17 protein-coding genes are annotated in these 21,959 nt (G+C 69.9%); 7 read left to right on the top strand and 10 right to left on the bottom strand.

The genetic code is table 11. The features are described 5' to 3' along the window. The gene (gene cysS, locus Ato02nite_RS26380; RefSeq protein ID WP_213009317.1) at positions 1-1,410 is read left to right on the top strand and encodes a cysteine--tRNA ligase; all 1,410 of its coding nucleotides are present in this window, start codon (positions 1-3) and stop codon (positions 1,408-1,410) included. Beyond that, positions 1,410-2,534 (top strand): 23S rRNA (guanosine(2251)-2'-O)-methyltransferase RlmB, encoded by a 1,125-nt coding sequence (gene rlmB, locus Ato02nite_RS26385; protein ID WP_213009318.1) that lies wholly within the window; start codon positions 1,410-1,412, stop codon positions 2,532-2,534. The genes cysS and rlmB overlap by 1 nt, the downstream gene beginning before the upstream one ends. Before the next feature lie 172 nt (positions 2,535-2,706). Here rlmB and Ato02nite_RS26390 read toward each other — a convergent pair whose 3' ends face one another. Continuing rightward, entirely contained in the window at positions 2,707-3,375 is a 669-nt protein-coding gene (locus Ato02nite_RS26390; RefSeq protein WP_213009319.1) for a hypothetical protein, read from the bottom strand. Between the two features lie 812 nt (positions 3,376-4,187). Here Ato02nite_RS26390 and Ato02nite_RS26395 point away from each other — a divergent pair. After that, positions 4,188-4,487 carry a hypothetical protein gene (locus tag Ato02nite_RS26395; RefSeq protein WP_213009320.1) on the top strand — a complete coding sequence of 100 codons (300 nt, stop codon included), beginning with the start codon at positions 4,188-4,190 and terminating at the stop codon, positions 4,485-4,487. 75 nt (positions 4,488-4,562) lie between these two features. On the opposite strand, the gene Ato02nite_RS26400 is transcribed toward Ato02nite_RS26395, so the two are convergent. Together Ato02nite_RS26400 and Ato02nite_RS26405 are read right to left on the bottom strand one after the other, a co-directional pair. After that, positions 4,563-5,261: an SPFH domain-containing protein gene (locus Ato02nite_RS26400; RefSeq protein ID WP_213009321.1), complete on the bottom strand. Its 699-nt coding sequence runs from the start codon at positions 5,259-5,261 to the stop codon at positions 4,563-4,565. 34 nt (positions 5,262-5,295) lie between these two features. Further along, entirely contained in the window at positions 5,296-6,648 is a 1,353-nt protein-coding gene (locus Ato02nite_RS26405; RefSeq protein ID WP_213009322.1) for a glycosyltransferase, read from the bottom strand. A gap of 474 nt (positions 6,649-7,122) precedes the next feature. On the opposite strand from Ato02nite_RS26405, the gene Ato02nite_RS26410 reads away from it, so the two are divergent. From Ato02nite_RS26410 to Ato02nite_RS26420, 3 genes are all read left to right on the top strand, one after another. After that, on the top strand, positions 7,123-7,560 hold the full coding sequence (locus tag Ato02nite_RS26410; RefSeq protein WP_213009323.1) for a sigma-70 domain-containing protein: 438 nt from the start codon (positions 7,123-7,125) through the stop codon (positions 7,558-7,560). Positions 7,561-8,383: 823 nt separating this feature from the next. Then, positions 8,384-8,629 (top strand): hypothetical protein, encoded by a 246-nt coding sequence (locus Ato02nite_RS26415; RefSeq protein ID WP_213009324.1) that lies wholly within the window; start codon positions 8,384-8,386, stop codon positions 8,627-8,629. A gap of 200 nt (positions 8,630-8,829) precedes the next feature. Beyond that, entirely contained in the window at positions 8,830-9,282 is a 453-nt protein-coding gene (locus Ato02nite_RS26420; RefSeq protein ID WP_213009325.1) for a hypothetical protein, read from the top strand. Between the two features lie 72 nt (positions 9,283-9,354). Here the strand turns inward: Ato02nite_RS26420 and Ato02nite_RS26425 are convergent, their stop codons facing one another. The 3 genes from Ato02nite_RS26425 to Ato02nite_RS51875 are packed head-to-tail and all read right to left on the bottom strand — an operon-like array spanning position 9,355 to position 10,848. Continuing rightward, positions 9,355-10,332, bottom strand: coding sequence for a hypothetical protein (locus tag Ato02nite_RS26425; RefSeq protein ID WP_213009326.1), 978 nt, complete (start codon positions 10,330-10,332; stop codon positions 9,355-9,357). Between the two features lie 2 nt (positions 10,333-10,334). After that, positions 10,335-10,559 carry a sigma-70 family RNA polymerase sigma factor gene (locus Ato02nite_RS51870; protein WP_246607434.1) on the bottom strand — a complete coding sequence of 75 codons (225 nt, stop codon included), beginning with the start codon at positions 10,557-10,559 and terminating at the stop codon, positions 10,335-10,337. Beyond that, positions 10,519-10,848, bottom strand: coding sequence for a sigma factor (locus Ato02nite_RS51875; protein ID WP_246607445.1), 330 nt, complete (start codon positions 10,846-10,848; stop codon positions 10,519-10,521). The genes Ato02nite_RS51870 and Ato02nite_RS51875 overlap by 41 nt, the downstream gene beginning before the upstream one ends. 307 nt (positions 10,849-11,155) lie before the next feature. Here Ato02nite_RS51875 and Ato02nite_RS26435 point away from each other — a divergent pair, with 307 nt between their 5' ends. Further along, positions 11,156-11,293: a hypothetical protein gene (locus Ato02nite_RS26435; RefSeq protein WP_213009327.1), complete on the top strand. Its 138-nt coding sequence runs from the start codon at positions 11,156-11,158 to the stop codon at positions 11,291-11,293. Here Ato02nite_RS26435 and Ato02nite_RS26440 read toward each other — a convergent pair. The 4 genes from Ato02nite_RS26440 to Ato02nite_RS26455 form a co-directional block, all read right to left on the bottom strand. Next, on the bottom strand, positions 11,287-13,887 hold the full coding sequence (locus Ato02nite_RS26440; RefSeq protein WP_213009328.1) for a LuxR C-terminal-related transcriptional regulator: 2,601 nt from the start codon (positions 13,885-13,887) through the stop codon (positions 11,287-11,289). The two genes, Ato02nite_RS26435 and Ato02nite_RS26440, sit on opposite strands and share 7 nt — an antisense overlap. A gap of 166 nt (positions 13,888-14,053) precedes the next feature. Continuing rightward, positions 14,054-17,038, bottom strand: a complete 2,985-nt coding sequence (locus tag Ato02nite_RS26445; RefSeq protein WP_213009329.1) for a TIGR03767 family metallophosphoesterase — start codon at positions 17,036-17,038, stop codon at positions 14,054-14,056. Positions 17,039-17,069: 31 nt separating this feature from the next. Continuing rightward, positions 17,070-19,301: a hypothetical protein gene (locus Ato02nite_RS26450; RefSeq protein ID WP_213009330.1), complete on the bottom strand. Its 2,232-nt coding sequence runs from the start codon at positions 19,299-19,301 to the stop codon at positions 17,070-17,072. Between the two features lie 29 nt (positions 19,302-19,330). Further along, positions 19,331-21,784 (bottom strand): helix-turn-helix transcriptional regulator, encoded by a 2,454-nt coding sequence (locus Ato02nite_RS26455; RefSeq protein ID WP_213009331.1) that lies wholly within the window; start codon positions 21,782-21,784, stop codon positions 19,331-19,333. Positions 21,785-21,959 lie beyond the last annotated feature (175 nt).

The following is a 21,959-nucleotide window of genomic DNA, read 5'->3' on the forward strand; positions in this document are numbered from 1 at the left end:
GTGACGCTGCGCTTGTACGACACTGCGACCCGATCCGTCCGGGACTTCGTCCCGAAGACGCCCGGTCAGGTCGGGATCTACCTGTGTGGTCTCACCGTGCAGTCCACGCCGCACATCGGGCATCTGCGCTCCGCGGTGAACTACGACGTGTTGCGGCGCTGGCTGCTGCACACCAACCACGAAGTCACCTTCATCCGGAACATCACCGACGTCGACGACAAGATCCTGGACAAAGCGTCCGCCGGGCGGCCGTTCTGGGCGATCGCGCACGCGAACCGGCTGGTTCTCGACGCCAACTACCGCGACCTCAACGTCATCCCGCCCACCTACGAGCCGCTCGCCACCGGTCACATCCCGGAGATGCACGAGCTGATCGCGGCGTTGATCGCGCTGGGTCACGCCTATCCGGCGGCGGGTGGCAACGGTGACGTCTACTTCGATGTCCCGTCCTATCGGGAGTACGGCGCGCTGTCCGGGCAGAACCCGGATGACATGCGCCCGCCCACCGACGGCGGCGAGCCCGACAAACGGGATTATCGTGACTTCGCCCTCTGGAAGGGCGCCAAGTCCGACGAACCGGCCGACGCCACCTGGCCGTCGCCGTGGGGTCGCGGCCGGCCCGGCTGGCACATCGAGTGCTCCGCGATGGCCCGGCGCTACCTCGGCGACGAGTTCGACATCCACGGCGGCGGCCTCGACCTGACCTTCCCGCACCACGAGAACGAGATCGCCCAGTCCCGCTCGGCCGGTCTGCCGTTCGCGCGTTACTGGGTGCACCACGCGCTGCTCAACCTCGGCGAGGCCAAGATGAGCAAATCGCTGGGCAACGTGATCGATGTGGCGGCGGTGCAGGCGATGGGCATCCGCCTGGTCGAGTTGCGTTACTACCTGGGCACCCCGCATTATCGCTCCCGGATCGATTACTCCGACGACGCGCTGCGCGAGGCCGCGGTCGCCTACCGCCGGATCGAGGGATTCGTGCAGCGGGCCGCCGAGATCGTCGGGCCGGGCCGTCCCAAGGACGTCCCGCCGCAGTTCGCCGCCGCCATGAACGACGACCTCAACACGTCGGCCGCGCTGGCCGTCGTGCACGACACGATCCGCGAGGGCAACACCGCTCTCGCGGCCGGCGAGGAAGCCGGCATCCGGGGCGCGCTCACCGCCGTCCGCGCGATGCTCGGGGTCCTCGGCCTCGATCCGCTCGACGCGGCGTGGACCGGCGGCACCACCACCAGCGACCTCAAGCCCGTGGTCGACTCCCTGGTGAAGCTCGCGCTCGAACAGCGGGCGCAGGCGCGGGCACGGAAGGACTGGTCGGCCGCCGACTCGGTCCGTGATCAGCTCAAGAACGCGGGAATTCAGGTGGAGGACACTCCGGCCGGGCCGCGCTGGACGGTAGGAGAGCACTGATGCCGGGTAACTCCCGCAACGTAAGCAAGCGGGTCGTGTCCAAGAAGGGCGCGGTCAAAGGTTCCGGAGGCAAGAACCGGGACACCCTGAAGGGCCGGGGCAAGACCCTGCCCGCCGACGAACGTCCCTGGCACAAGGGCTACTCGGGCAGCGAGAAACTCCCCGAGAAGACCGCCCGCAAGCAGGACAAGGAACGCCGCGCCGCGGCCGCCGAGGGCCGTGCGCCCAAGATCGGTACGCCCGGCAGCAAGGACACCACCTGGGGTCGCGGCGGTGGCCGGGGCACCGGTCGTCCCGCCCCGCAGCGCGGTGGCCGGGGCGGCCAGTTCCGCAGCGGCCCCCGGATCGCTCCGGGCCGCCGTTCCAACCCCACCAAGGAGGGGCCGGAGCTGCTGCTCGGCCGCAACCCGGTGGTCGAGGCGCTGCGCGCGCTGGTGCCGGCCACGGCGCTCTACATCGCGCAGGGCATCGACATCGACGAGCGGGTCACCGAGATCGTCCGGACTGCCGGGGACCGGGGCATCCCGATTCTGGAGATCGGCCGGCACGAGCTCGACCGGATGACCGGCGGGGTGCTGCACCAGGGCATCGGCCTGCAGGTGCCGCCGTTCGCGTACGAGAACTTCGACGACCTGGTCGCCGCCGCTCTCGAACAGACCGCTCCGCTGCTGGTCGCCCTCGACGGCATCACCGACCCGCGCAACCTCGGCGCGGTGATCCGCTCGGTGGCCGCCTTCGGCGGTCACGGCGTGTTCATGACCGAGCGCCGCGCGGCCGGCATCACCGCCACGGCCTGGCGCACCAGCGCCGGCGCCGCGGCTCGGGTCCCGGTGTCCCAGGTGGTCAACCTGACCCGGGCCATCAAGACCGCGCAAAAGGAAGGCTTCACCGCGATCGGCCTCGACGCCGACGGCGAGACCGACCTCTACCAGCTGGAGGCCGCGGTCGGCCCGCTGCTGGTGGTGGTGGGTTCCGAGGGGCGCGGTCTGTCCCGCCTGGTCGGCGAGACCTGTGACCTGCGGGTGAGCATCCCGATGGCCTCCGATGTCGAGTCGTTGAACGCAAGCGTCGCGGCGGCGGTCACCCTTGCCGAGGTGAGCCGCCGCCGCATCCACGGTCGATGAGTCAGTAAGTACTGACACAAAGCGGTACCGCCGGGCGAGAGAAAGCCCGGCGGTACCGCTTAGACCCCATGAAGTTTTGTCGCAAGGCTTCCGGCTATATGCCTCCTGGTTTTCGCCTGCCCGCTGTCAGCGCGCTAAATCTCGAAAATCAGCGACCGATGGCCGGACCGATTCAGCGGATCGGACCGGTCCGAACCGGGCCGGTCTGGGTGCCGGGGCCGGTCTGAGTGCCGGGGCCGGTCTGAGTGCCCGGGCCGGTCTGGGGGCCGGTCCGAACCGGGCCGGTCTGAGGGCCTGTCTGCGTGGCCGGGCCGGTGCGCGGGAAGCCCGTGCCGGTACGCGGCGGGATGCCTACACCGGGACGCGGGAAGCCCACACCGGGACGCGGGAAGCCCACGCCCGGACGGGGGAAGCCCACGCCGGGACGCGGGAAGCCGATACCCGGGCCGGGCCGGAAGGCGCCCGGCCAAGACGGCCGGAACCGGGACGGGAAACCGCCGATGGCGCGGAAGGGCACGCCGAAGCCGATGCGGTCCCAGTCGTCATCACTGGCGACCTGCAGGGCCCAGGCACCGCGCCGGACGCCGACGTGGACCGGGGTGCAGTTGTGGTCGTCCCAGTTACCGACCCGCTCGCCGAAGTTGCCCGCGAGTTCGCAACCCTGCAGCGTCCGGTAATAGCCGACGACCTGTTCGCCCGACCGCCAGTGGATCTGGTGTTCAGCTGCCGACCTGGGCTCGTGGTTACCGCTCGGGGTCGCCGCGGTAGCCGGCCCTGCGGTTGCCAGGGCGGCGAGCAGACCAAATCCACCCATCGTCAGGATTCGGGTGAGCTTTTTCATCGCGATTCCTTTCATGCGGTATTTCCGCCGTGCATTTCGAAAGGGAAAACCCGATTAGCGCTACGTCGGTTGTCGCCAGAATGACCGCTGACGGATGACCGTTCGGATGACAGTTTTGGTGGCATTGAGAACATTAGGTCGGTTTCACGTTAGACACGAGATCGGTTCATGCTAAACGCGCTTAGTCGCCACTTCTCGCTCTCCGTAATTACGTGACTACTCGTTCGATGTAATGCGAATGGTTGAGACGGTCGACCGATCACCAGGTGGGACCGTCCATCCGGAGTCCGGGCGGCGCCGAAATCCCGACAATGGCTGGCCGGGCGGCGGTCTTGTTCGTCGTTCCTAACTCGAATGGTGGCATATCCGCTTTTGATCCCCATTGCCTTAGGTCCGGTCCGCTGATAGCGGTGCGCGGAGGGCCGGAATGGGCCCTCGTGACGTACCCAGACCCTTCTGGCATGTTTATGGAATGCCGACAAACGAATGGCCATTTGGCCACGCTGCCGCGTTGTCTGATCTGTACATTGTGGACAACAGAATTGCGGTGCGGACCGGAAGTTTGATCACCTGCGGTGCGCGACGGCGCCGTCGCTTCGCCGGAAAAGGCTGTGTGGTGTCCCGGCGATCATTGCCGGCGGCGTCGAGCCGGTTATAGCCGACAGCGCATCAGGGGGAGCCCGGGCGACGAGCTGCGGGCAACGGGGTCATCGGGGGATATCTACTTATCAGGTGCATACCGGACTGGCTGGCCTCGGGCGGGGTAAGGCCGAAGTACCGGACAGGCAACAACGCGACGAGGAACCAACTCCATGGAACACAGCAACAATCTCTTGGAACGCACCAACACTGCCCTGCCGGCTCGGTGGCGAGCGGCCTACCGGGCAGCAGTGGAGATGCTCGAGAGCGATCAGCCGTACAGCGATCCGTCGGACCCCGTCGCCCGCGCTCGGGTGCAGCGTCTGCGCACGGACACCCGCAGGTGGATCCGTGACCAGAAGACGCTCGCATCCGTCGGCGTCCTCGATCCCGTCCAGACCTTCTTCATCGCGCAGATCCCGGACAACTGGCGAGAGATCGACCTGCGGCGACGTCATCGTCGGCGGGCCTGACCACCGCCCGATCAACAGCGAAAGCGTCTGAACCGCGAGGTTTCGCGGTTCAGACGCTACAAAATGAGATCTCGCTCAGCCTTCCCCGGCCGAACCCACCGGTCCGCCGGGCAGTTGTGCTCGAGCCTCGTGTTCCCCGGCCGCCTCGGACCGTTCCCCCCACAGCACGCGCAGCTGGGTGTGCATGAACGAGGCGAGTTGATGCCGGTAGTCGGCATCGAAGACGACCAGCGTCTCGATCTGCTTCTGCAGCGCTTCCCGCTTGATCTCCAAGCTGCCGACGGCGTCCTCGTACCGGTGCCGGGCCCGGAGATCGGACTGCTCGGCCCGATCACGTCCGTCCGCGACGATCCGTTCGGCCTCCGCGCGCGCCTCGGCCAGTGCTGCCGCGGCCTGACGCCGGATTTCGTCGGCCTCCGCATCGGCGTCGCGTTTGAGCAGCTCGGAAGCGGCCCGCGCCTCGTCAACGAGCCGGTCCGCCTCGGCCTTTACCTGGTCGGCGTACGCATGAGCCTCGGCCCGGATCTGCTCGGCCGAGGTCTGGGCCTCGGACCGGACCGTCAGCGCGTGCCGGTTCGCCGCGGTGATGTGGTTCTCGGCCGTGCGCTGGGCCAGCGCCAGCACCTGAAGAGCTTCATCCGGCATCGCGGGTGACTCCGATGGCTCCGGCGGTGTCTCCGGCGCCGGCGTCGTCGGGATCACGACCGAAGCACTGCCGATGGCGATGTGATGGCGCGCGACCTTGACGCGCTCCACCGTCTGGTTGTCACTCACAACGGCCTCCATGATTCCGAGCAGGGGCGAGCGGTCATGATCCGTTGCCGTCGGGCAGGTAGCCGCTGTAGTAGACCGATCCGAGCGGCGTCACCGATACGGTCGAGGGCCCCGGACGATGGCCGGGCCGGGCTCGCCGGCCGCGCACCCAGAGCCCGATCAGGGCGAGATACCGGATCGGGATGACGAGCACCAGGTTGACCACCGCCTCGGCCGGAGTGAGCAGAAGCCAGGTGCGGAGCTTCTCCCGGCGGTTCATCGCGGGCAGATCGATCAGGTGCAGTGCGGCCGCGGCGTACCGCAGGAGCAGGTAGAACGCCGCGCCGAGAAAGATCGCCGGCCATTGCGGGCCGGCCCACCAGGTGCTCGTCGCGATCGCGGCGACCGAGCCGGCGCTCGCCGCCGGAATGACGACCAGGTGCATCAGCGCGAGCAGCCGGGAGATCCCGCCGCGGTCGGCGCCGGTCGACGCGAGCCGGACCAGGCGCCACCACGAAGCCGACCAGGCCAGCCGCTGGCGGTAGGCGGTGCTCGCGCCGACCGCCGCCGGGGTCCAGGCGAGTGCGTCGCTCACCCCCACGACCTCACCCTGGTCGAGGGCGAAGACGGCCAACTTGCAGCTGTCGTCGCTGCCGCCCCCGGCGAGATGGCGGCGCCGATGCTGGAAGGGGATTCGGGCGCGGTACAGGACCGGCATCCCTGCAATGATCTTGAAAAGACGTGCCGGTGATCTCCCCGCCACCGGTGTGGCGGCGGAGACGCCGAGGTTCAGGTCGGCGATCCGGGTGAGCAGCGTCGGCCGGGAGGTGCGGGCGATCGTCTTCCCGACGGTCGCCATCACCCGGGGCCGGGAGAACGCCCGGAGCTGACGCGCGATCGAACGTTCCTCGAGCACGCAACCGGCGTCGACGACCAGAACGAAATCCCAGTCGTCCGGCTGGAGCCGGTCGAGCACGTAGCCCGCGGCGGCGTGCCCGCCGGCGTTCTTCGTGCGATGCCAGCGGACCCGGGGATGCGAGAACGGTTTCACCGGCTGACGGGTCGATCCGTCGTCGACGACGTGCACCTCCTCGACCGTGACGCCGCGCTGATCGAGGATCGACCGGACGCAGGCCGCCAGATCCTCGGCGGTCTGCTCGTAGGCCGGAACGATCGCGACGATGCGGCCGCTCGCCATCGGCAGCCGGCGTACGTTGCCGCTCCTGAGGTAGGCGAGGACGAAGAACAGCAGCATGGTGTTGCCGAGCCACCAGACGACGAGGAAGGCCGGGCCGGAGATCGAGTGATGCAGGTATCCCGTCGCGACGGCCAGCACGAGGACGAGGATTCCCCCGGTCGGCGCGAGGGCCGGCCAGCCGCGCCGGACGAGGAGGCTTTCAGGCGACACGGATGGACCTCCCCCCGGTCACGAAGCGGAGAACTTGCACGGAACCGGTCGTACCGGCGTCGGGGTACATGCGCGTGGACCTTTCGGCTGGGAGTGGTGGGAGGCGTCCGCGTCCCGGCGCGAATGCTGGCAAAAACCCCCAAAATTGGCAAAGCCGATCAACGTGTTCATATTAAATTCAGCCTTTCAGCGTCAAATTCGAGCGCCGTGGAATCGGCCGGCTACGGGTGCCCTCGTCCGAACCGGCAACGCTGAATTCCGAACGGGCGATCGCGCTCGTCGGCCGGGGTGCGGGCAATCGAATACCGATCTTTCGATGGGCGCACCGCAGGTGTTCACGCCGTTGGGAATAATGCTTATGGGTGGACCTGCCTGAAGGATCGGTGCGGGTCGACGATGCGTACCGCCGAATGCCTACGTATATATCTCGCGGTTGTTCGGAGTGAGGGTCCAACGGCGAGAGGAAGCCGAGCCATGCGAGAAGTCGACCTCACCGATGATCGGCGCAGTCGGGAACCCGGCTGCGCCGGCGAGCGCTGGCGACCGCTCGCCCAGCAGCTCGCGGCCCGCTTCGTGGCGGCCGGGGACAGCGACGAAGGAATGGTCCGGACCGCCATCGAGGTGATCCTCGTCGTCGAGCGCCGCCTCGGTTCGCGCGGACCCGAGTTGATCTCCCTGGCCGTGCCGCTGGTCATCCGGGCTCTGCGACGTCTGCGGCGCGAGCGGTTCCGGATGTGGCCGGAATCCGTGCCGCCGTTCCCGCTGCTCCAACTGGCGATCGCCAACGCCGAGAGCGAGCTGTACGCGCGCCTTCGGCGATCGCCCACGGTCGGCGAGGTCGCGAGCCACCTGGACGTGGCCGAGGATCAGGTCATCGCCGGGCTGGAGGCCGCATGGCCGGCCGGCGGATGACACCCCACGGCCACTCTCGGCCGATCGGTCAGCCGCCGGCGTCCCAATTGTCGGCAACGGCGGACCCGCGACCGAGATCCGGCGTGGCCGAATGCGAGTTTCTCACCACGCAACACGCGGTTAGCGAAAAGTGATCGGGCCGATAAACCCTTAACCGGCAGCAGTGCCGGCGGGGCTTGAATCGCAACGCGAACCAGCCGGGGGTTCTCCGGTCACGACTCGTGAGAACCCCCGGTTCAGTCATGGACCGGAATACGGAATGACATAGCAGGTGACCGATGATCGCGCCCGGAAACTACCATCTCTATCTCGCTCTCACGCTCGGCATCCTCATTTCCAGCGGTTACGCCGTCGGGCGGATCCATCAGTGGCACAAGGACGGCCGAGAACGTGACGAAGCGTATCGCCGCGGATATGAAACGGCCTCGTTGTCCGTACTCAGCACGATGATTCGGGAAAATCCGGCCGGCGGCCCGCCGACGGCACACACCGTACCCCGGCACCACGGGCGGCACGTTCGCAGTAGCGCCGCCCCGGCCGATCGGCCGAAGGCCTATCCGCGGCGTACGGAACGTCTACGCGCCGGCAGCTGAACTTTTCTGAACCGTCCGAGAATGCGATGCCTCCCTCGCTAAATCGGACGCAAAGGGTGGCCCATCCTCCGCGAACCCGGGATGGGCCGCCCTTTTATTGCATATCGTGCCGCCCCGCCGCAAACCGCGAGAACGCTGGTCTGATCGGCTGACAAGGGCAACCCGAAAGTTCTGAATCAGGCGCCTCGGGCGGCATTACTCCCCGTGGTTCGGTGCTTTAAAATAGTCGAGTGCCGACCGTTGATAACAGTGCCTTTCAGATCATTGCCTACATGTTGGTAATAGTGCTGTGTGCCTACGGCGGCGGACGGGTCCATCAGTGGTACAAGCACAGCATGGACCAGGACCAGTCATTCCGGGACGGCTACAACCACGGCTATCGCGCCCTCTTCGCCCTCGCCGCCCGGCACGCTCAGCCGACGACCACTCGACCGAGCTCGATCGAGCAGCGCGACCAAGAGCTGTTTCGTGACTGAACCGAGCGCTTCTATCGTTCCGGGCCGCGGGCCGGGCGGTAATCGTCCGATTAACACCAAAAGAGCTACCGTCGTCTTATCGTTGGCGTGACGAGGGGTATTAAACGGGCACCTTGGGCCACTGATGATCGTTTGGTGGGCTGGACGGTCGTGCGTGATCGTCCATTCGCCAAGATGAGATGAGTTGCAGCATGTCAATCTTGCCCAAGGTTGTCCTCGCCGCCGCGGTTACCGCTGGTGCGCTCCTCCTGCCGGCCACGGCGGCCCAGGCGGCCGTTGACCACCGCCCGTGTGGCGGCTTCGGCGCCGGCCCCGGATTCGGTCCCGGTTTCGGCCCGGGATTCGGTCCGGGATTCGGTCCCGGTTTCGGTGGCCGTCACCGTTTCTGCGGCGGTCCCGGTTTCGGCGGCCACGCATTCTTCGGAAACCCGGGCTTCCTCGACGACGATGACGACTTCCCCTTCCTCGACGACGATGACGACCTGTTCTTCGACGACGATGACGACGACAACGACACCACGGTCGTGATCGTCAACAACGTCCCGGCAAAGCCGCACCACCACCACAAGCCGAAGCCGGCCACCGCCGACGACAACGGCGCCGACGCGGGCTACGAGAAGCCGGCCGACAACGACGGCTACAAGGGTTCCTGACGACGCAGTCCGACGGGTGACCACCCACCGGGGGCCGGCCACGAGGCCGGCCCCCGCATCAGTCCTAGTAGTTCAGAACTTGCCGTCGGCGACGTCCGCGATGGTCTCCCGGGTCACCGTGTAGTTGATCGCGACGTCGTCGGCGGCGTACTTGATCGGCAGGCCGGTGTCGGCGTTGACGGTCAGGCGTTCCTTGCCGACCGCGGCCGGCAGGCCCGCGGTCAGAACCAGCACCGGCTGAGCACCGATGGTGCTCTTCCGCACCGTGATCTCCGGCATCTGGCCCAGCAGGCGCAGCACACCGGCCCGGACGAGCGGGTCGCCGGCGCCGTCCCGCAGGGCGTCCATCGAGTTGGTCCAGACCCAGTTGTCAGTCTTGTTGACCTTGGCGAGTTCCTGGATGTCCTTGGGAAGCTTCGTGCTGACCGGCCCCGGCGGCGTGACGCCGGGCGCCTCGATCGTCGGCTTGACCTTCGGGTTCTTGGGCAGATAGGCGAGGGCCATCCGCTTGCGGGCGTCATTCAGGTTGCCCTGGGCCGCCAGCTTTGCCGCCGCGACCGCCTTCTTCCGCCCGGCCTCGTCCTCCTGCTTGTGCCCGCCCTTCACCTGCGCCGGGAGCGCGCCCCGGGTCTTGGCGAAGTAGTAATCGCCGTTGTCGGCGTGCAGGTCCCACACGTCGACCTTGAGGCCGTTCGTATACACCTGGTCACGCCGCAGCAGCGTCGCGTCGCCGGCGGGCTTTGGCGCGGTGGTCAGGTAGCCGACCAACTGGGCGAGGGGGGTCTCGGCCGCCGCACTGCTGGTTGCGGTCGGGTTCGGGGCCGCGAGCTGGGTCGCCGGCGCGTGGGTGCCGGAGCCGGTGGTGGCCACGGCGACCGCGGCGATCGCGGCGGCGGCGAACGTCGCGCCGCCGGTCAGGCGCCAGGCCGTCCGGCGGTGCCGCAGCTTGCGACCGCGGTTCTCGATCCGGTCCAGGTCGGGTGCGTACGGCCGGTCGCCGGCGATGTCCTGCATCGCGGCGCTGAGGCGTTCCTCGGTGTCGTACGACATGATCAGTTGTCTCCTCGGTTCAGGGCGGACTTGAGTTTGATCAACGCCCGGCTGGTCTGGCTCTTGACGGTGCCCTCGCTGCAGCCGAGGGTCTCGGCGGTCTCCCGCTCGCTGAGCCCTTCAAGAAACCGCAGGACAACGGTCGCCCGCTGCCGAGCAGGCAGCGACTGCAGCGCCTGCACCAGCTCAGCCCGGTCCACCACGCCGGTCAGACAGGTCCGCAACATTGCCTTCGGCTGCTGGCAGAGCAGTCACGGCCGGCCGATTCCGGCGCCAGCCACGTCGCGATTCGTTGATCAGGATGCGCCGCACGTAAGCGGACGGGTTGTCGGCCCGCTGGACCTTGCCCCAATGGCTGTAGGCCCGTGCCAGAGCCTCTTGGACAAGGTCATCAGCCAGGTACCAGTCCCCGCACAGCAGATAGGCAGTGCGGTGCAGCGATGCGGCAACCCCCTGGACGAAAGCCCGAAACTCCAGCTCCGCCCCGCGAGCCGTCCCACCCGGTCGGTGCTTCATAACGGTCGTCACACCCACCAAGACCCACCCCGACCCCCAGGGGTTGTCAACGACCCAGAACTTTCTACGCAAGCCCCGCACAGCCAAGGAACCAACCGCCACCACCCGGAGTGCGACCCACCCGGAGCGCGGCCACCGCGGAGCGCGACCAACACACCGTGGGGGGTTCGGGGGGCTCGGCCCCCGGCAAGCATGCGAGGCGGAAGGTCTGCGCTTTCCTCAGACAGACTTCGCCGCCGCCGAGCCCCCGGTCCTCTTCCACGTCCCGTGGGATGACGAGGTCTTCCCCCGCAACGGCCAGTTCCCGGTGTTCGATGCCATCGGCTCAGCGGAGAAGGAACTGATCGCGATGCCCGGCCACCACGCGGAGAACAGACCGTCGGCCGTCGCCCGCTGGCGCGACTTCATCACCCAGCACCTGGGCAGCAACGATTCGGCTCACTGAGAAACGTTCATCGCCTGAGCCAGCTCGCGGCGGCCGGCGACGCCCAGCTTCGTGTAAGCGCGGGTGAGGTGATTGTCGACGGTGCGCACCGACAGGGTCAGGCTGCGGGCGATGTCCCGGCTGGAGGCGCCGGACGCCGCCCGCAACGCGATCTCACGTTCCCGGCCGGTCAGCGGGACGATTGTGTCGCGCACGGCCAGCAGCGGGGTCGCGGCGCCGTCGTGCCGGGCGAGTGCGGTTGCCGCAGCCGCGCGGCGGGCCTCGCCGTCCGCCGCGAACGCCAGCGCCGCGCAGTTGGCCGATTCCGCCGCGACCAGTTCCGCACCCGTCTCGCGTAGCAACGCGGCCGCGTCGAGCAGCCGGTGCGGGTCGTTTGCCGCCAGCGCGGTGATGAACGCGACGCGCGCGGCGGCCAACCGGCCATCACAGGCCGCGGCCAGCGTCTCGGCCCGGGCCGAGACGTCGGCCGCGCCACCCAGCCGGGCGATCTCGGTCAGCAGGTACAGCTCGTCGGTGACCGCGCCGAACTCCCGCGCCACCGTGACCGCCCGGGTCAGCAGGGCGCGCGCCTCGGTCAGGGCACCAGACGCGGCCAGAGTCCAGGCCCGGCCCACGCGACCGTCGACATCCACCGGCCAAACCTCGGCCGTCGCATCGGGCAGCGCCTTGCCCTGCTGGCCGGCCACTGCGGCCAGGCCCGCCGTCGCTATGGCGTACGCCCGCCGGTAGCCGAGTCCGCGGGTGAGGCTGGCCGCCTCGCGGTACCACTGCTGGGCCGCGCCGAGCTGGCCGGCCAGCAGTTCGGTGCGGCCCAGCGCGATCGCCGCCCATGCTCGGGGCAGGCCGGCGCCGGCGTCGAGCAGTTCGGTGAACGCCCGGCGCAGTGCCTCCCGGGCCGCCACCAGGTCACCCGCCTCCGCCTGGGCCGACCCGAGTGAGGTCAGATGTGTGGCCGCGTGCGGCAGGAGAGCATGGTCGGCGTTGCGCAAATTGGCCTCGTACGCACGCCGGGCCCACTCGACCGCGTCCGCGGTCCGGCCGACGGCGACCAGGGCATCCGGCGTCGGGCCGGCGGCCAGCAACCACAACGGCATGCCCGCCGGGTCGATCGAGCCGGGGTCACCGACATCGAGCAGGCGTACGGCCTCCGCCGCGTTGCCGAGCGCGAACTGCAGGCCGCCCTCGTTCAGGTCGAGCACCGCGCGCAGGTCCTCGCTGGCCAGGCCGGCCTGGGTTCGGCGGCTGAGCTCCAGGGCCCCGGCCGCCGAGTGGCCGCGCCAGAAGAGATCACGGGTGCGGATGAGGGTGACCCGAACCCGGTCCTCATCGGTGGCGGCCTGGGCGGAGGCGGTGGTGAGGGCCTCCTCGGCCAGCTCCGCCGATCCCATCTGGACCAGTGAGTCGGCGACCAAAAGGGTGTCGGTGAGGGTACGCCCGGCTTCCGGAACCGCGCGGAGCAGCCGGATGGCGTGCGGGTAGTCGTGTGCCTGCCGGGCGATGGTGGCGGCACGCCGCAACAGTGCCGGGTCGGCGGTGCCGGTGGCAGCCAGCCGGTAGCTGGCGATACGCAGGGCGTCCTCGCGACGGCGGCCGCCGTACGACTCGATCTGGGCGACCGCCTCCAGCAGGACCGCCCGATGCCGCAGTACCGGTATGTCGGCGCGGGCGGTCTCGGCGTACAGCGGATGGGCGAAGGAAAGCATGGTCCGCCGGCCGTCCCGGTCCACCCGCAGCAGGCCGGCGGCTTCCACGTCGATCAGCTCCGGCAGCGGCGCGACGTGTTCGGCATCGGCCAGCGACACCGGCGCGCAGAGGGCGACCATTTCGACAAGCGGGCGGTTCGCCGACGCCAGCAGCCGGCGGACGATGTCGCGCAGCCGCGCGGTGCCGCACAGCTCGTACTCGGACACCTCCCACATCCGCCCGTCCGACCGGAACATCTGCCGGCGCAGCGCGTTGACCACCAGCTCGTGCAGGAACAACGCGTTCCCGCCGGAGGCGGTGAAGAACTCGTGCACGGTTCGCTGCCCGGCCGGCCCGCCGAGAACCCGATGCAGGAGTTCGGCGACGTCGTCGCGGGTCAGCGGCTGGAGATCCACATGCCGGACCGCGTCGCTGCCGCACAGCGCGCTGGTAGCGGCACAGGCCGGCGCCCCGCCGCGCAACGTGGCGACGTAACGGGCCACCCCGGTGTCGGCCAGCTGCCGCAGGAGGACGGCCGACGCACCGTCCATCAGGTGCAAGTCGTCGATCATGAGGACCCGACCCGGTTCGCCGGCCCGGACGGCGAAGGTGTCGGCGACCCGGTGAAACGCGGTGACCGGGTCGGCCAGGCCGACGTCCGGCGGCAGGAGGTGGGCGATCGCGCCGAACGGCACCGTCTGGGCCGCCTCGGAGCAGGTGACCCGGGTGGTCCGGAACCCGGCCGCGGCCGCCCGGGACAGGCACTCCGCCGCCAGCCGGGACTTGCCGGCGCCGAGCGGGCCGCGAAACACCAGGCCGGGGCGTACGCCGGAGAGCAGGCCGGCGCAGGCCTCGAGCTCGTCGTCCCGGCCGACCAGCGGCCATTCCCGGTCGTCGTTCCATCTGTACATGGGACCTCCGCCGGCCGACCCTACCGGCGCGAGCAGCGCGGCAGAGTCGGCCGGCGGACGCCGCCAGGGTGCGGCGGATCACTGAACTCTTCAACGTGGCCAGGCCGGCAGCGCCCGGCGCCGGTCATCGCGCCGGAACCGCAGGCCCGATGCCGGTTGAACAAATTCACTTGGTGATGACACAGCCCTCCCCGGTCTCCACCGTGAAGTGCACCGGTGAGTCCGGCAGCAGCTCGTGCGGCCCCGCATCGGGGTGCTGCGGCGCGACGATGGTGCCCGGCGCCTCGATGCACTTGGCGATGTGCGAGATGACCCCCACCCGCAGCCCGATCGCCTTGAGGGCGGCACCGGCTTGGTCCGGGGTCATCCCGATCAGGTCGGGAACGTTGTAGGTCTTCTTCGCGACCGGCGGCGGCAGGGTGAGCGCCAATGCCGCCGACAACGACGGGGTGGCGCCCGTCGCGACCGCCGCGCCCGTCGCGATCACCTGACCGCTCGCGGTGAGCCGCCGCAGTTTCCCGTCGCTGTGCTGGAACAGCACGTCGAATCCGGCGGCGGTGACCGCGATGCCCGGGCTCGCGGCCGACGCCATCGGCTGCCCGGTGGTGACCATTGAACCGGTCGGGCCGACCGTTGCCAGGACACCGCTCTGGTGCTGGAACGCGATGCGGTAGTCGCCGGCCGCGTTGAACGCCACGCTCGGGTTGGTTCCGGCGCGCATCGCGATGCCCGGCTCGACCAGGTCGCCGGCCGGATTCAGCCAGCGCAGGTTCCCGTCGGCGCCCTGGAACGCCACGACGTACCCGCCGTTCGGCGCCGATCCGACGGTGGGGCTCGCACCGGCCGGCATCGCCAGACCGGTCGGCACGCCGCCGCCGGCCAGGGTGGCGATCCACAGGGTGCCGTCGTTGGCCTGCATGGCGATCACGCAGTTGTCGCCGTTGGCGAGCGGTGCGATGGACGGGCTGGTGCCGGCCTTCATGCCGAGGCCTAGGCTGGTGTTCATCCAGGACGGGCTGACGAAGCACAGACCGCCGGTGTTCGCCGCCTGGTAGGCGATGACGAATCCGCCGGCCGGTAGGGCGGCGATGCTCGGGCTGGTCGAGGGGGCGACGACGATGCCGGCGATGCCGCCCAGCTGGCCGCCCTGCCCGCTGGGTGACCGGTACCAGAGCTTGCCGTTGTTGGCCTGGAACGTGGCCTGCCATTCGCCGGTCGCGTTCATGGCGATGCTCGGGCTGGTGCCGGCGGCCATGCCGAGGCCGAGGCTGCTCACCGAGCCGCCGGAGACGATGCACATGTTGCCGGTGGCACCGTCCTGCAGCACGCCCGGCCCCTCGACGACGACCGACTTCGGCAGCGGGAACGGCGTCTTCAGCAGCAGCTGGCTGTTGCGCTGAGCTGAGTTGGCGCCGCGCCGCCCGACCGTCATGTCATTCGGGTTGCCGTCCTCGTCGAGCCGCTCCTGCGGATCGTTGACGGCCAGCTCGCGGGCGGTGGCGGCGAGTAACGCCGGGGTGCCGTTGCCGGCGTCTCCGTTGAGCGGAGCATCGATGTCCACCACGGTGGTGAAGATCGAGAGGGTGCCGCCCCCCTCGGCGATCTCGATGGTCCGGCTCTGCGCCGGCCAGTCGATGTGCGACGCGGCGCTGACCTCCCAGAACCCGCCGTCGCCGACCAGCGCGTTGACCTTCGTGCCGACCTCCCGCAGGTGCGCCTTGACCTCGTTGCGGTGGGTGTGGCCATTGGCCATCAGGATCACGTTGGGGAACCGGCGCAGCAGGTCCAGGACGTCGGCCGCGCCGTGATTGCCGTCGCTGTCGTTGCTCATCGTCAGGATCGTGTGGTGGCAGAAGATCACAAAGAGCTTGTCCTGGACCTTCGGCTGGACGACCAGTTCGAATTCCGGATTCATGTAGCGGGAGCTGTTCGCGATGAGCTGCTGCGTCAGCCACTTGAATTGGACGTCGTCCACGCGGCCGTCGGCCGAGTCCTCGCTGGTGGTGTCCAGGACGATGTACCGGACGATGTCGTTCGGTCCGTGCGGGACGGCGTAGTACGCCTTCTTGCCCGATCCGGCGAAGCCGTGCCCGAGGGGGAAGCCGGCCGTGGCGAGGTGCTCAGCGACGAACTGTTCGCGGAAGAGCAGGCGACGGTACGGATCGGGCGTCACCGTGATGGCGTCGACCCCGTCCTCGACGACATCCCACCAGTCGAGTATGCCGTCCGGGACCTTCGGAAACGTCTTGAACAGCTTCCAGTCGTTGACCGCCACCCACTTGAGCGAGTGCAGGAACAGGATGTCGAAGTCGACCGGAACGTTTCCCTGGATCAGGGCGTCATGGTTGCCGTAGACGGCGTACCACGGCATCCCGAGCCCGGTCGAGGTGAATTGCTTGCGGGCCGCGGCAAGCAGGCCGGGCCGATCGCCGAAGCCGAGACCGGGATGGACGTCCCCGGTCTTGGCCTTCTCCGGGTGCCAGAAGAACTTCTCGCCCGCCGGGAACAGGCCGAATCCGCCGGACACGCTCTGCTCCAGAGCCGGGTTGCCGGAGTTCGGGACGATGTAGCGGCCGCCGTCGAGCAGGTCGATGTACCAGCGGGTCTCGTTGTACTGGGCGTTGTCGACCGCGTCGCCGGTGACGGCGGTGAAGCCGAGCGGCAGCCTGGTCACCGGCCCTCGGCCGATCTTGCGCAGCGCCCGGGCCATCGCGTCGACGACCTGGGTGGAGAGGAACTCGTGCGGCCGGTATGCCGAGCCGGTCGGCCACGGGTCCTCGCCGGGGTCGGCCAGGTGGTCGACGAACTCGACCCGCAGCGGTGACTGGTCATCGACGATGTGCAGGTCGCTCATGTGCCCGAACGCCGCGAGCACGGTGGCCGGAGTGGTCACCGGAAATTTGCCGGGGTTGTTCAGCACGTGCGGCTCGCCCGGCCCGGCCTTCAGCTTGCGGTAGCCGAGTGCGTTCGGCGCGTCGGGCAGCACCGTCTTGGCGAGCGTCGTGCCGGCCGCACCGACGCCGGTGGGGTTCGGTATGGGCTGGGCGGCCGCGTCCGCCTGGGATGCCAGGGCGATCAGAGCCGGGCCGGCCACGGCCGCCGCCGTACCCGCGCCGAAGGTTTTGAGGGCTTTTCTACGGGACATCGTCATGGTTGTCGTCTCCTCGATGGACGGATCGGGGTCAGCGCTGGTTGACGAAGACGGAGCCGCCGGCGACCACGTCGCAGCGCCCGTCGCCGTTGACGTCGCCGAGTTGGACAGCGGCCACCCGGGCCGCGGACTGGTCGAGGTACACCCAGCGGCCGCCCTGCGCGCTGGACGCGTACCACCAGGTCACGCCGGTGGCCATGAACGGGTCGGCGGTGCCGTCGGCGTCGAAGTCGCAGGATTTACGCTCGTCGAACGCGCTGGTGCCGAAGGTGTTGCCGAGGCCGGCGTGCAGGCCGGTCTCGGTCTGATCGAGTGCGCCGTCGGTGACCGCGGTGGCGAACTCGATGGTGTGCCGGAAGACGTTGTGCTCGACGTTCATCTGGTCGGTGGGGGTGCCGCGCAGCATGATCGAGGTGCCGTCGGTGTCGGCCACCGCGTTGTACTGGATGTCGGCGTACTCCCCGGCCGGGCCGCAGTTGTAGTGCGCGGCACCACAATCGTTGCGGCCGTGCATGTCGATCAGGTGGTTGTAGTGGACGTAGCCGAGCTTGCGGCTGTCGATCCCGGCGTGCAGCAGCAGGTTCCGGTACGCGAGATAGCCGGTGCCAACCTTGCCGTCACCGGTGATCGAGTGCCGGTTGTCGCTGAACACGTTGCGTTCGATCAGGGCGTACGCGCCGTCGGCCAGCGTCACGCCGTACCCGGCGCCGTGCCCGGACGCGGTGGGATCCCACGAGTCGACGGTCGGGTGCTGGTTGTCGTGCAGGTAGTTGTCGTGGACGTGCACGGTGCCGGCGTTGCCGCGGTTGATCCGGCCGAGTCCGTCGTGGACGTTGATCGCGGAGCCGCGCCACCGGCTGAACTCACTGTGGTCGATCTCTACACCGGTGCTCGACCACACCGTCACGCCGTCCGCGTCGGTGGTGCCGACCGAGGCGTACGGGTCGGAGGACGCACCACCGTCGAAGCGCAGGCCGCTGATCCGGACGTCGTCGGCAGTGGCCCCGCTCTCCGTGCCGATCTCGAACAGCCGGCGCGGGAAGGTCGTGGTGCGTAGCCGCGGGCCGCGCGGGTTCACCGACCGGTCGCCGGCGAGCAGCACCCCCGCGGCGATCGGCAACGATTCCAGGCCGCTCAGATCTAGCTCGACACCGCCGGCGACCAGCACGACTGCTCGGGGCGTCGCGATGCCCTGGAGGAACTGCTCGAGCTGGGCGCCCGACGTGATGCCGAAGAACGTGGTCATGCCCAGCCCCAGGTCGGTGGCGGTGCCCTCGGCGGAGCGGAACCACAGCTTGCCGTTGTTCGCCTGGAATGCGACCTGCCATCCGCCGGCGCCGGCCGCGGCACTCGGGCTGGTGCCGCCGAGCACGCCCAGGCCCAGCCCGGTGGCCGTGCCGTCCGGCGTCACCTGGCCGAGCAAGCCATCGCTGGTCTGGTAAAGGATGCGGTAGCCGCCGGCCGGGTCGGCGATGACACTGGGCGCGCTGCCCGGCATCATCGTGCGCGCGGCGCCGGTCGCCCGGCTCGCGGCCCCCGCCGACGTCCGGGTCCAGAGTGTGCCGTCGTTGGCCTGGAACCCGATCTGCCACCCGCCAGCCCGGGCGGCGATGCTTGGGCTGGTTCCGGCGGCCATGCCGAGGCCGAGGCCGGTCACCGCGCCGCTGGGCGCGACCGTCCCGAGCAGCCCGTCGGCGGTCTGGTAGGCGATCTCGAACCCGCCGTCCGGCAGCGCGACCGCGCTCGGGCTGGTCCCGGCCGCGACCGGGTGGCCGGCGCCGACCGGACCGGCCGTGCCCGCCGACGTCCGGGTCCACAGCTTGCCGTCGTTGGCGACGAACGCGATCGTCCAGTCTCCGGCCGCGTTCGCGGCCATGCTCGGGCTGGTGCCGGCTGCCATCCCCAGGCCCAGCCCGGAGACCGTGCCGTCCGCCGCGACCAGGCCGAGCACCGCGTCGGCGGTCTGGTAGGCGACCTGGAACGCGCCGTTCGGCAGCGCGACGATGCTCGGGCTGGTGTGCGGCGCGACCAGGTGACCGGTGCCGGCCTGGCCGGCCGCACCCGTCGACGACCGGGTCCACAGCTTGCCGTCGTTGGCCTGGAACGCGATCCGCCACGCACCGGAGGAGGCCACCGCGATGCTGGGGTTGGTGCCCAGCACCGGGTTGGCCGCGCCACCGGGCGCCGGGCCGGCCTGGGCGGGCCCGGCCACGACGAGGGTTCCGGCCACGACAAGGCCGGCCATGCTCACGAACAATTTCACGGAATGCCCTTCTTGAGAAGAGAGCGTGCTCAGGAACCGGCGACGCGTTGCAATGCACGCCGATTCAGCACGCCCATTTTTCGATAAATGCGATAAAGGTGATTGCCGACCGTGCGCGCGGAAAGGGTGAGCCGATCGGCGATCTCCCGATCGCTGAGGCCCTGCGCGACCAGCAGCACGATCTCGCGTTCCCGCAGGCTCAGCGGACGCGTGCTCTCGAGCAGCAGAAGGGCCGGGGTGATCGCCCCCGGGCAGCGACCGGCCAGCTCACGCGCCTGGGACGCGGCGGCAGTGGCGGCCCGGACCCGGCCGGCGGCCCGGTTGAGGCGGCTCAGCTCCGCGTATGCCTCGGCCGCGAAGAGATCCGCGCCGGCCCCGGCGAAATCGGCGGCGACCTGTCGCAGCCGCGGGATGTCGCCGGCCGCCAACGCTCGCGCGTACTCCATTTTGGCGCGCAGATACATTCCCTGCGGCTGCGGTGCGCCGTCGGCCAGGGACGGATCAGCCATGCCCATCCGCGCCATTTCGTGCATGAGCATCGCGAGGTCTTTTCCGGCGCCCGCGGCCCGCGCCCGGCCGGCCGCTGCCGTGAGCACCTCGCGGGCTTGACGGCGGTCGCCGGCCAGGAAGGCCGGCCAGGCCCTGGCCAGAGCTCCGGCCGGGTGGGCCGGCGCCGAGCCGGCGGCGACGTCGCCGGCCCGGCCGAGGTTGGCCAGTGCGATGGTCGCCCGGATCGCGACCTGCCCGTGCCACCGGGGCCACCCGAACTGGTCGTCGGTGTGAAACCGGAACAGTTCCAGCGCCCGCCGGGGCCGGCCACGTTCCAGCAGGGCCACGCCGAGCGCGTACCCGAGCTGCTCCTCGAGCCGCATCCAGCCCTCGCCGATCGCCCGTTCGTAAGCGTGTTCGAGCAGGTCGACCGCGTCCACCAGGCGGCCAAGATCCTGCAGCGCGGCGGCCCGCAGCTGCGGCAGCCAGTCGGCATGCAACGCGGTCACGCTCGCCCGGGACGCGGCGGGCAGGGCGCGATCGCAGAGCGCGAGGGCGTCCTCGGGCCGGCCCATCCGCAGCAGGGCCGCGGTACCGAACGCGGCCGCCTCGGCGAAATCCGCACCGTTCTCATCCGCCAGCATCGGCTCGGCCAGCGCGACGACCGGGGCGAACTCGTTCCGGAAGAACGCCGCCATCAGCCCGAGCAGGCCGCTGTCCGGGCCGGAGGGGTCTTCGTCGCCGCGGAGCAGGGCGATCCGGGCCCGTACCACGCCCAGCTCGGCCGCCTGCGGAAACGCTGCCTCGGCCGCGGTCAGCGCCTCGTCGGCCGCCGCCAGGTCGGCGGTCGAGACCAGCGACAGGATGTACGCCACAGCGGTACTCAGGTTGGGAAACGCCTGCCAGGCCACCGCGGTGAAGCGAACGGCGGCCCGCAGGTCGTGCGCGGCGGCCGCCTCATCCGCCGCCCGCAAAAGGTCGGCCTCGGCGACCGGCTCCCCGGTCTCCAGTCGCCACCCGATGATCCGGCGAAGGTCGCCGTCCGCGGGATACCGATCCAGCCAGGCGCGCAGATGAGCACGGCGGCGCAACGGCGGAAGGGTGCGCCGGATCAGATGGCCGACCAGCGGATGCGAGACACCCACCGCATCCGCCGGCCCGACCTCGATGAGGCCCTCCTCTTCCAGCCGTTGCAGCAGCTCGGTCGTGAAGGCCACCTCCAGCAGGCCCAGCGGGGCGGGTTCCACCAGGGCCACCAGCTCCAGGACGGAACGCGAGGCGGGATCCTGGCGGTCCACCCGGCCGCGGATTAGCTCGCCGAGCGGCACCGACAGCGGCACCCGCTCGGCGAGCTTCCAACCGCCGGCCGAACCGGCCAGCCCATCCTGTTCGACGGCGGCCCGGGCCAACTCGCGCAGCAACGCGGGGTTGCCGGCGGAGAGCCGGGCCAGCCGCACGGCGGAGCTGTGCGCGAGCCGCTCGCTGACCATCGAGCAGGCCAGCCGCCGGGTGGCCACCGGGTCGAGCGGCCGGAGCTCGACCCGGTGCAGGTGGTCGTCCTTCCACAGCGCGGTCACCCCGGCCGGGACCGGCACGGCGGTGTCCACCGTGACCAGCACCCGGGCATGACGGTGGCGGGCGACCTCCAGGAGCAGGCTCACCGACGCCGGATCCAGCAGGTGGGCGTCGTCGACGAAGACGACCGGGGTACGCCGGCCCGGATCTGGCTGCCGCAGCCGGCGGATCGCCTCCGGCATCGAGGTCCCGGCGTCCACCACGCGATGGGTCGCGGCCAGCGCCTCGAGAACCTCGCGAGCCAGCCGGGTACGTCCCACCCCGCCCGCCCCGGCCAGCAGTGCACCGGCGTAGTAGCCGCCCTGGCCGAGGAGCCGGACCAGCCGGGAGAGCTCACTCTCCCGGCCGACCAGCGGTACCTGCTCCGGGGACAGCAGGCCGATCATCGGGGCCTCGGTGGTGCCGGCCCGGTCGAACAACTTCGCACGCGTCAGGGGGCACTCCGCCGTATCCGGCCGGCCTCCCGGGTTCTGTCCAGTCAACTCGCTCTCCGTTCGAGATCCGAGTCTGTGGGCGGAACGGCCGGCGCCCATGAGTAATCACTACTCATCCGGTTCAGGCCGCACCGATTGAGTAGCGACTACTCAGGGTTCG

Origin of the sequence: Paractinoplanes toevensis (genome assembly GCF_018332695.1) — a bacterium.
In the GTDB taxonomy this organism is placed as follows: Bacteria; Actinomycetota; Actinomycetes; order Mycobacteriales; family Micromonosporaceae; genus Actinoplanes; species Actinoplanes toevensis.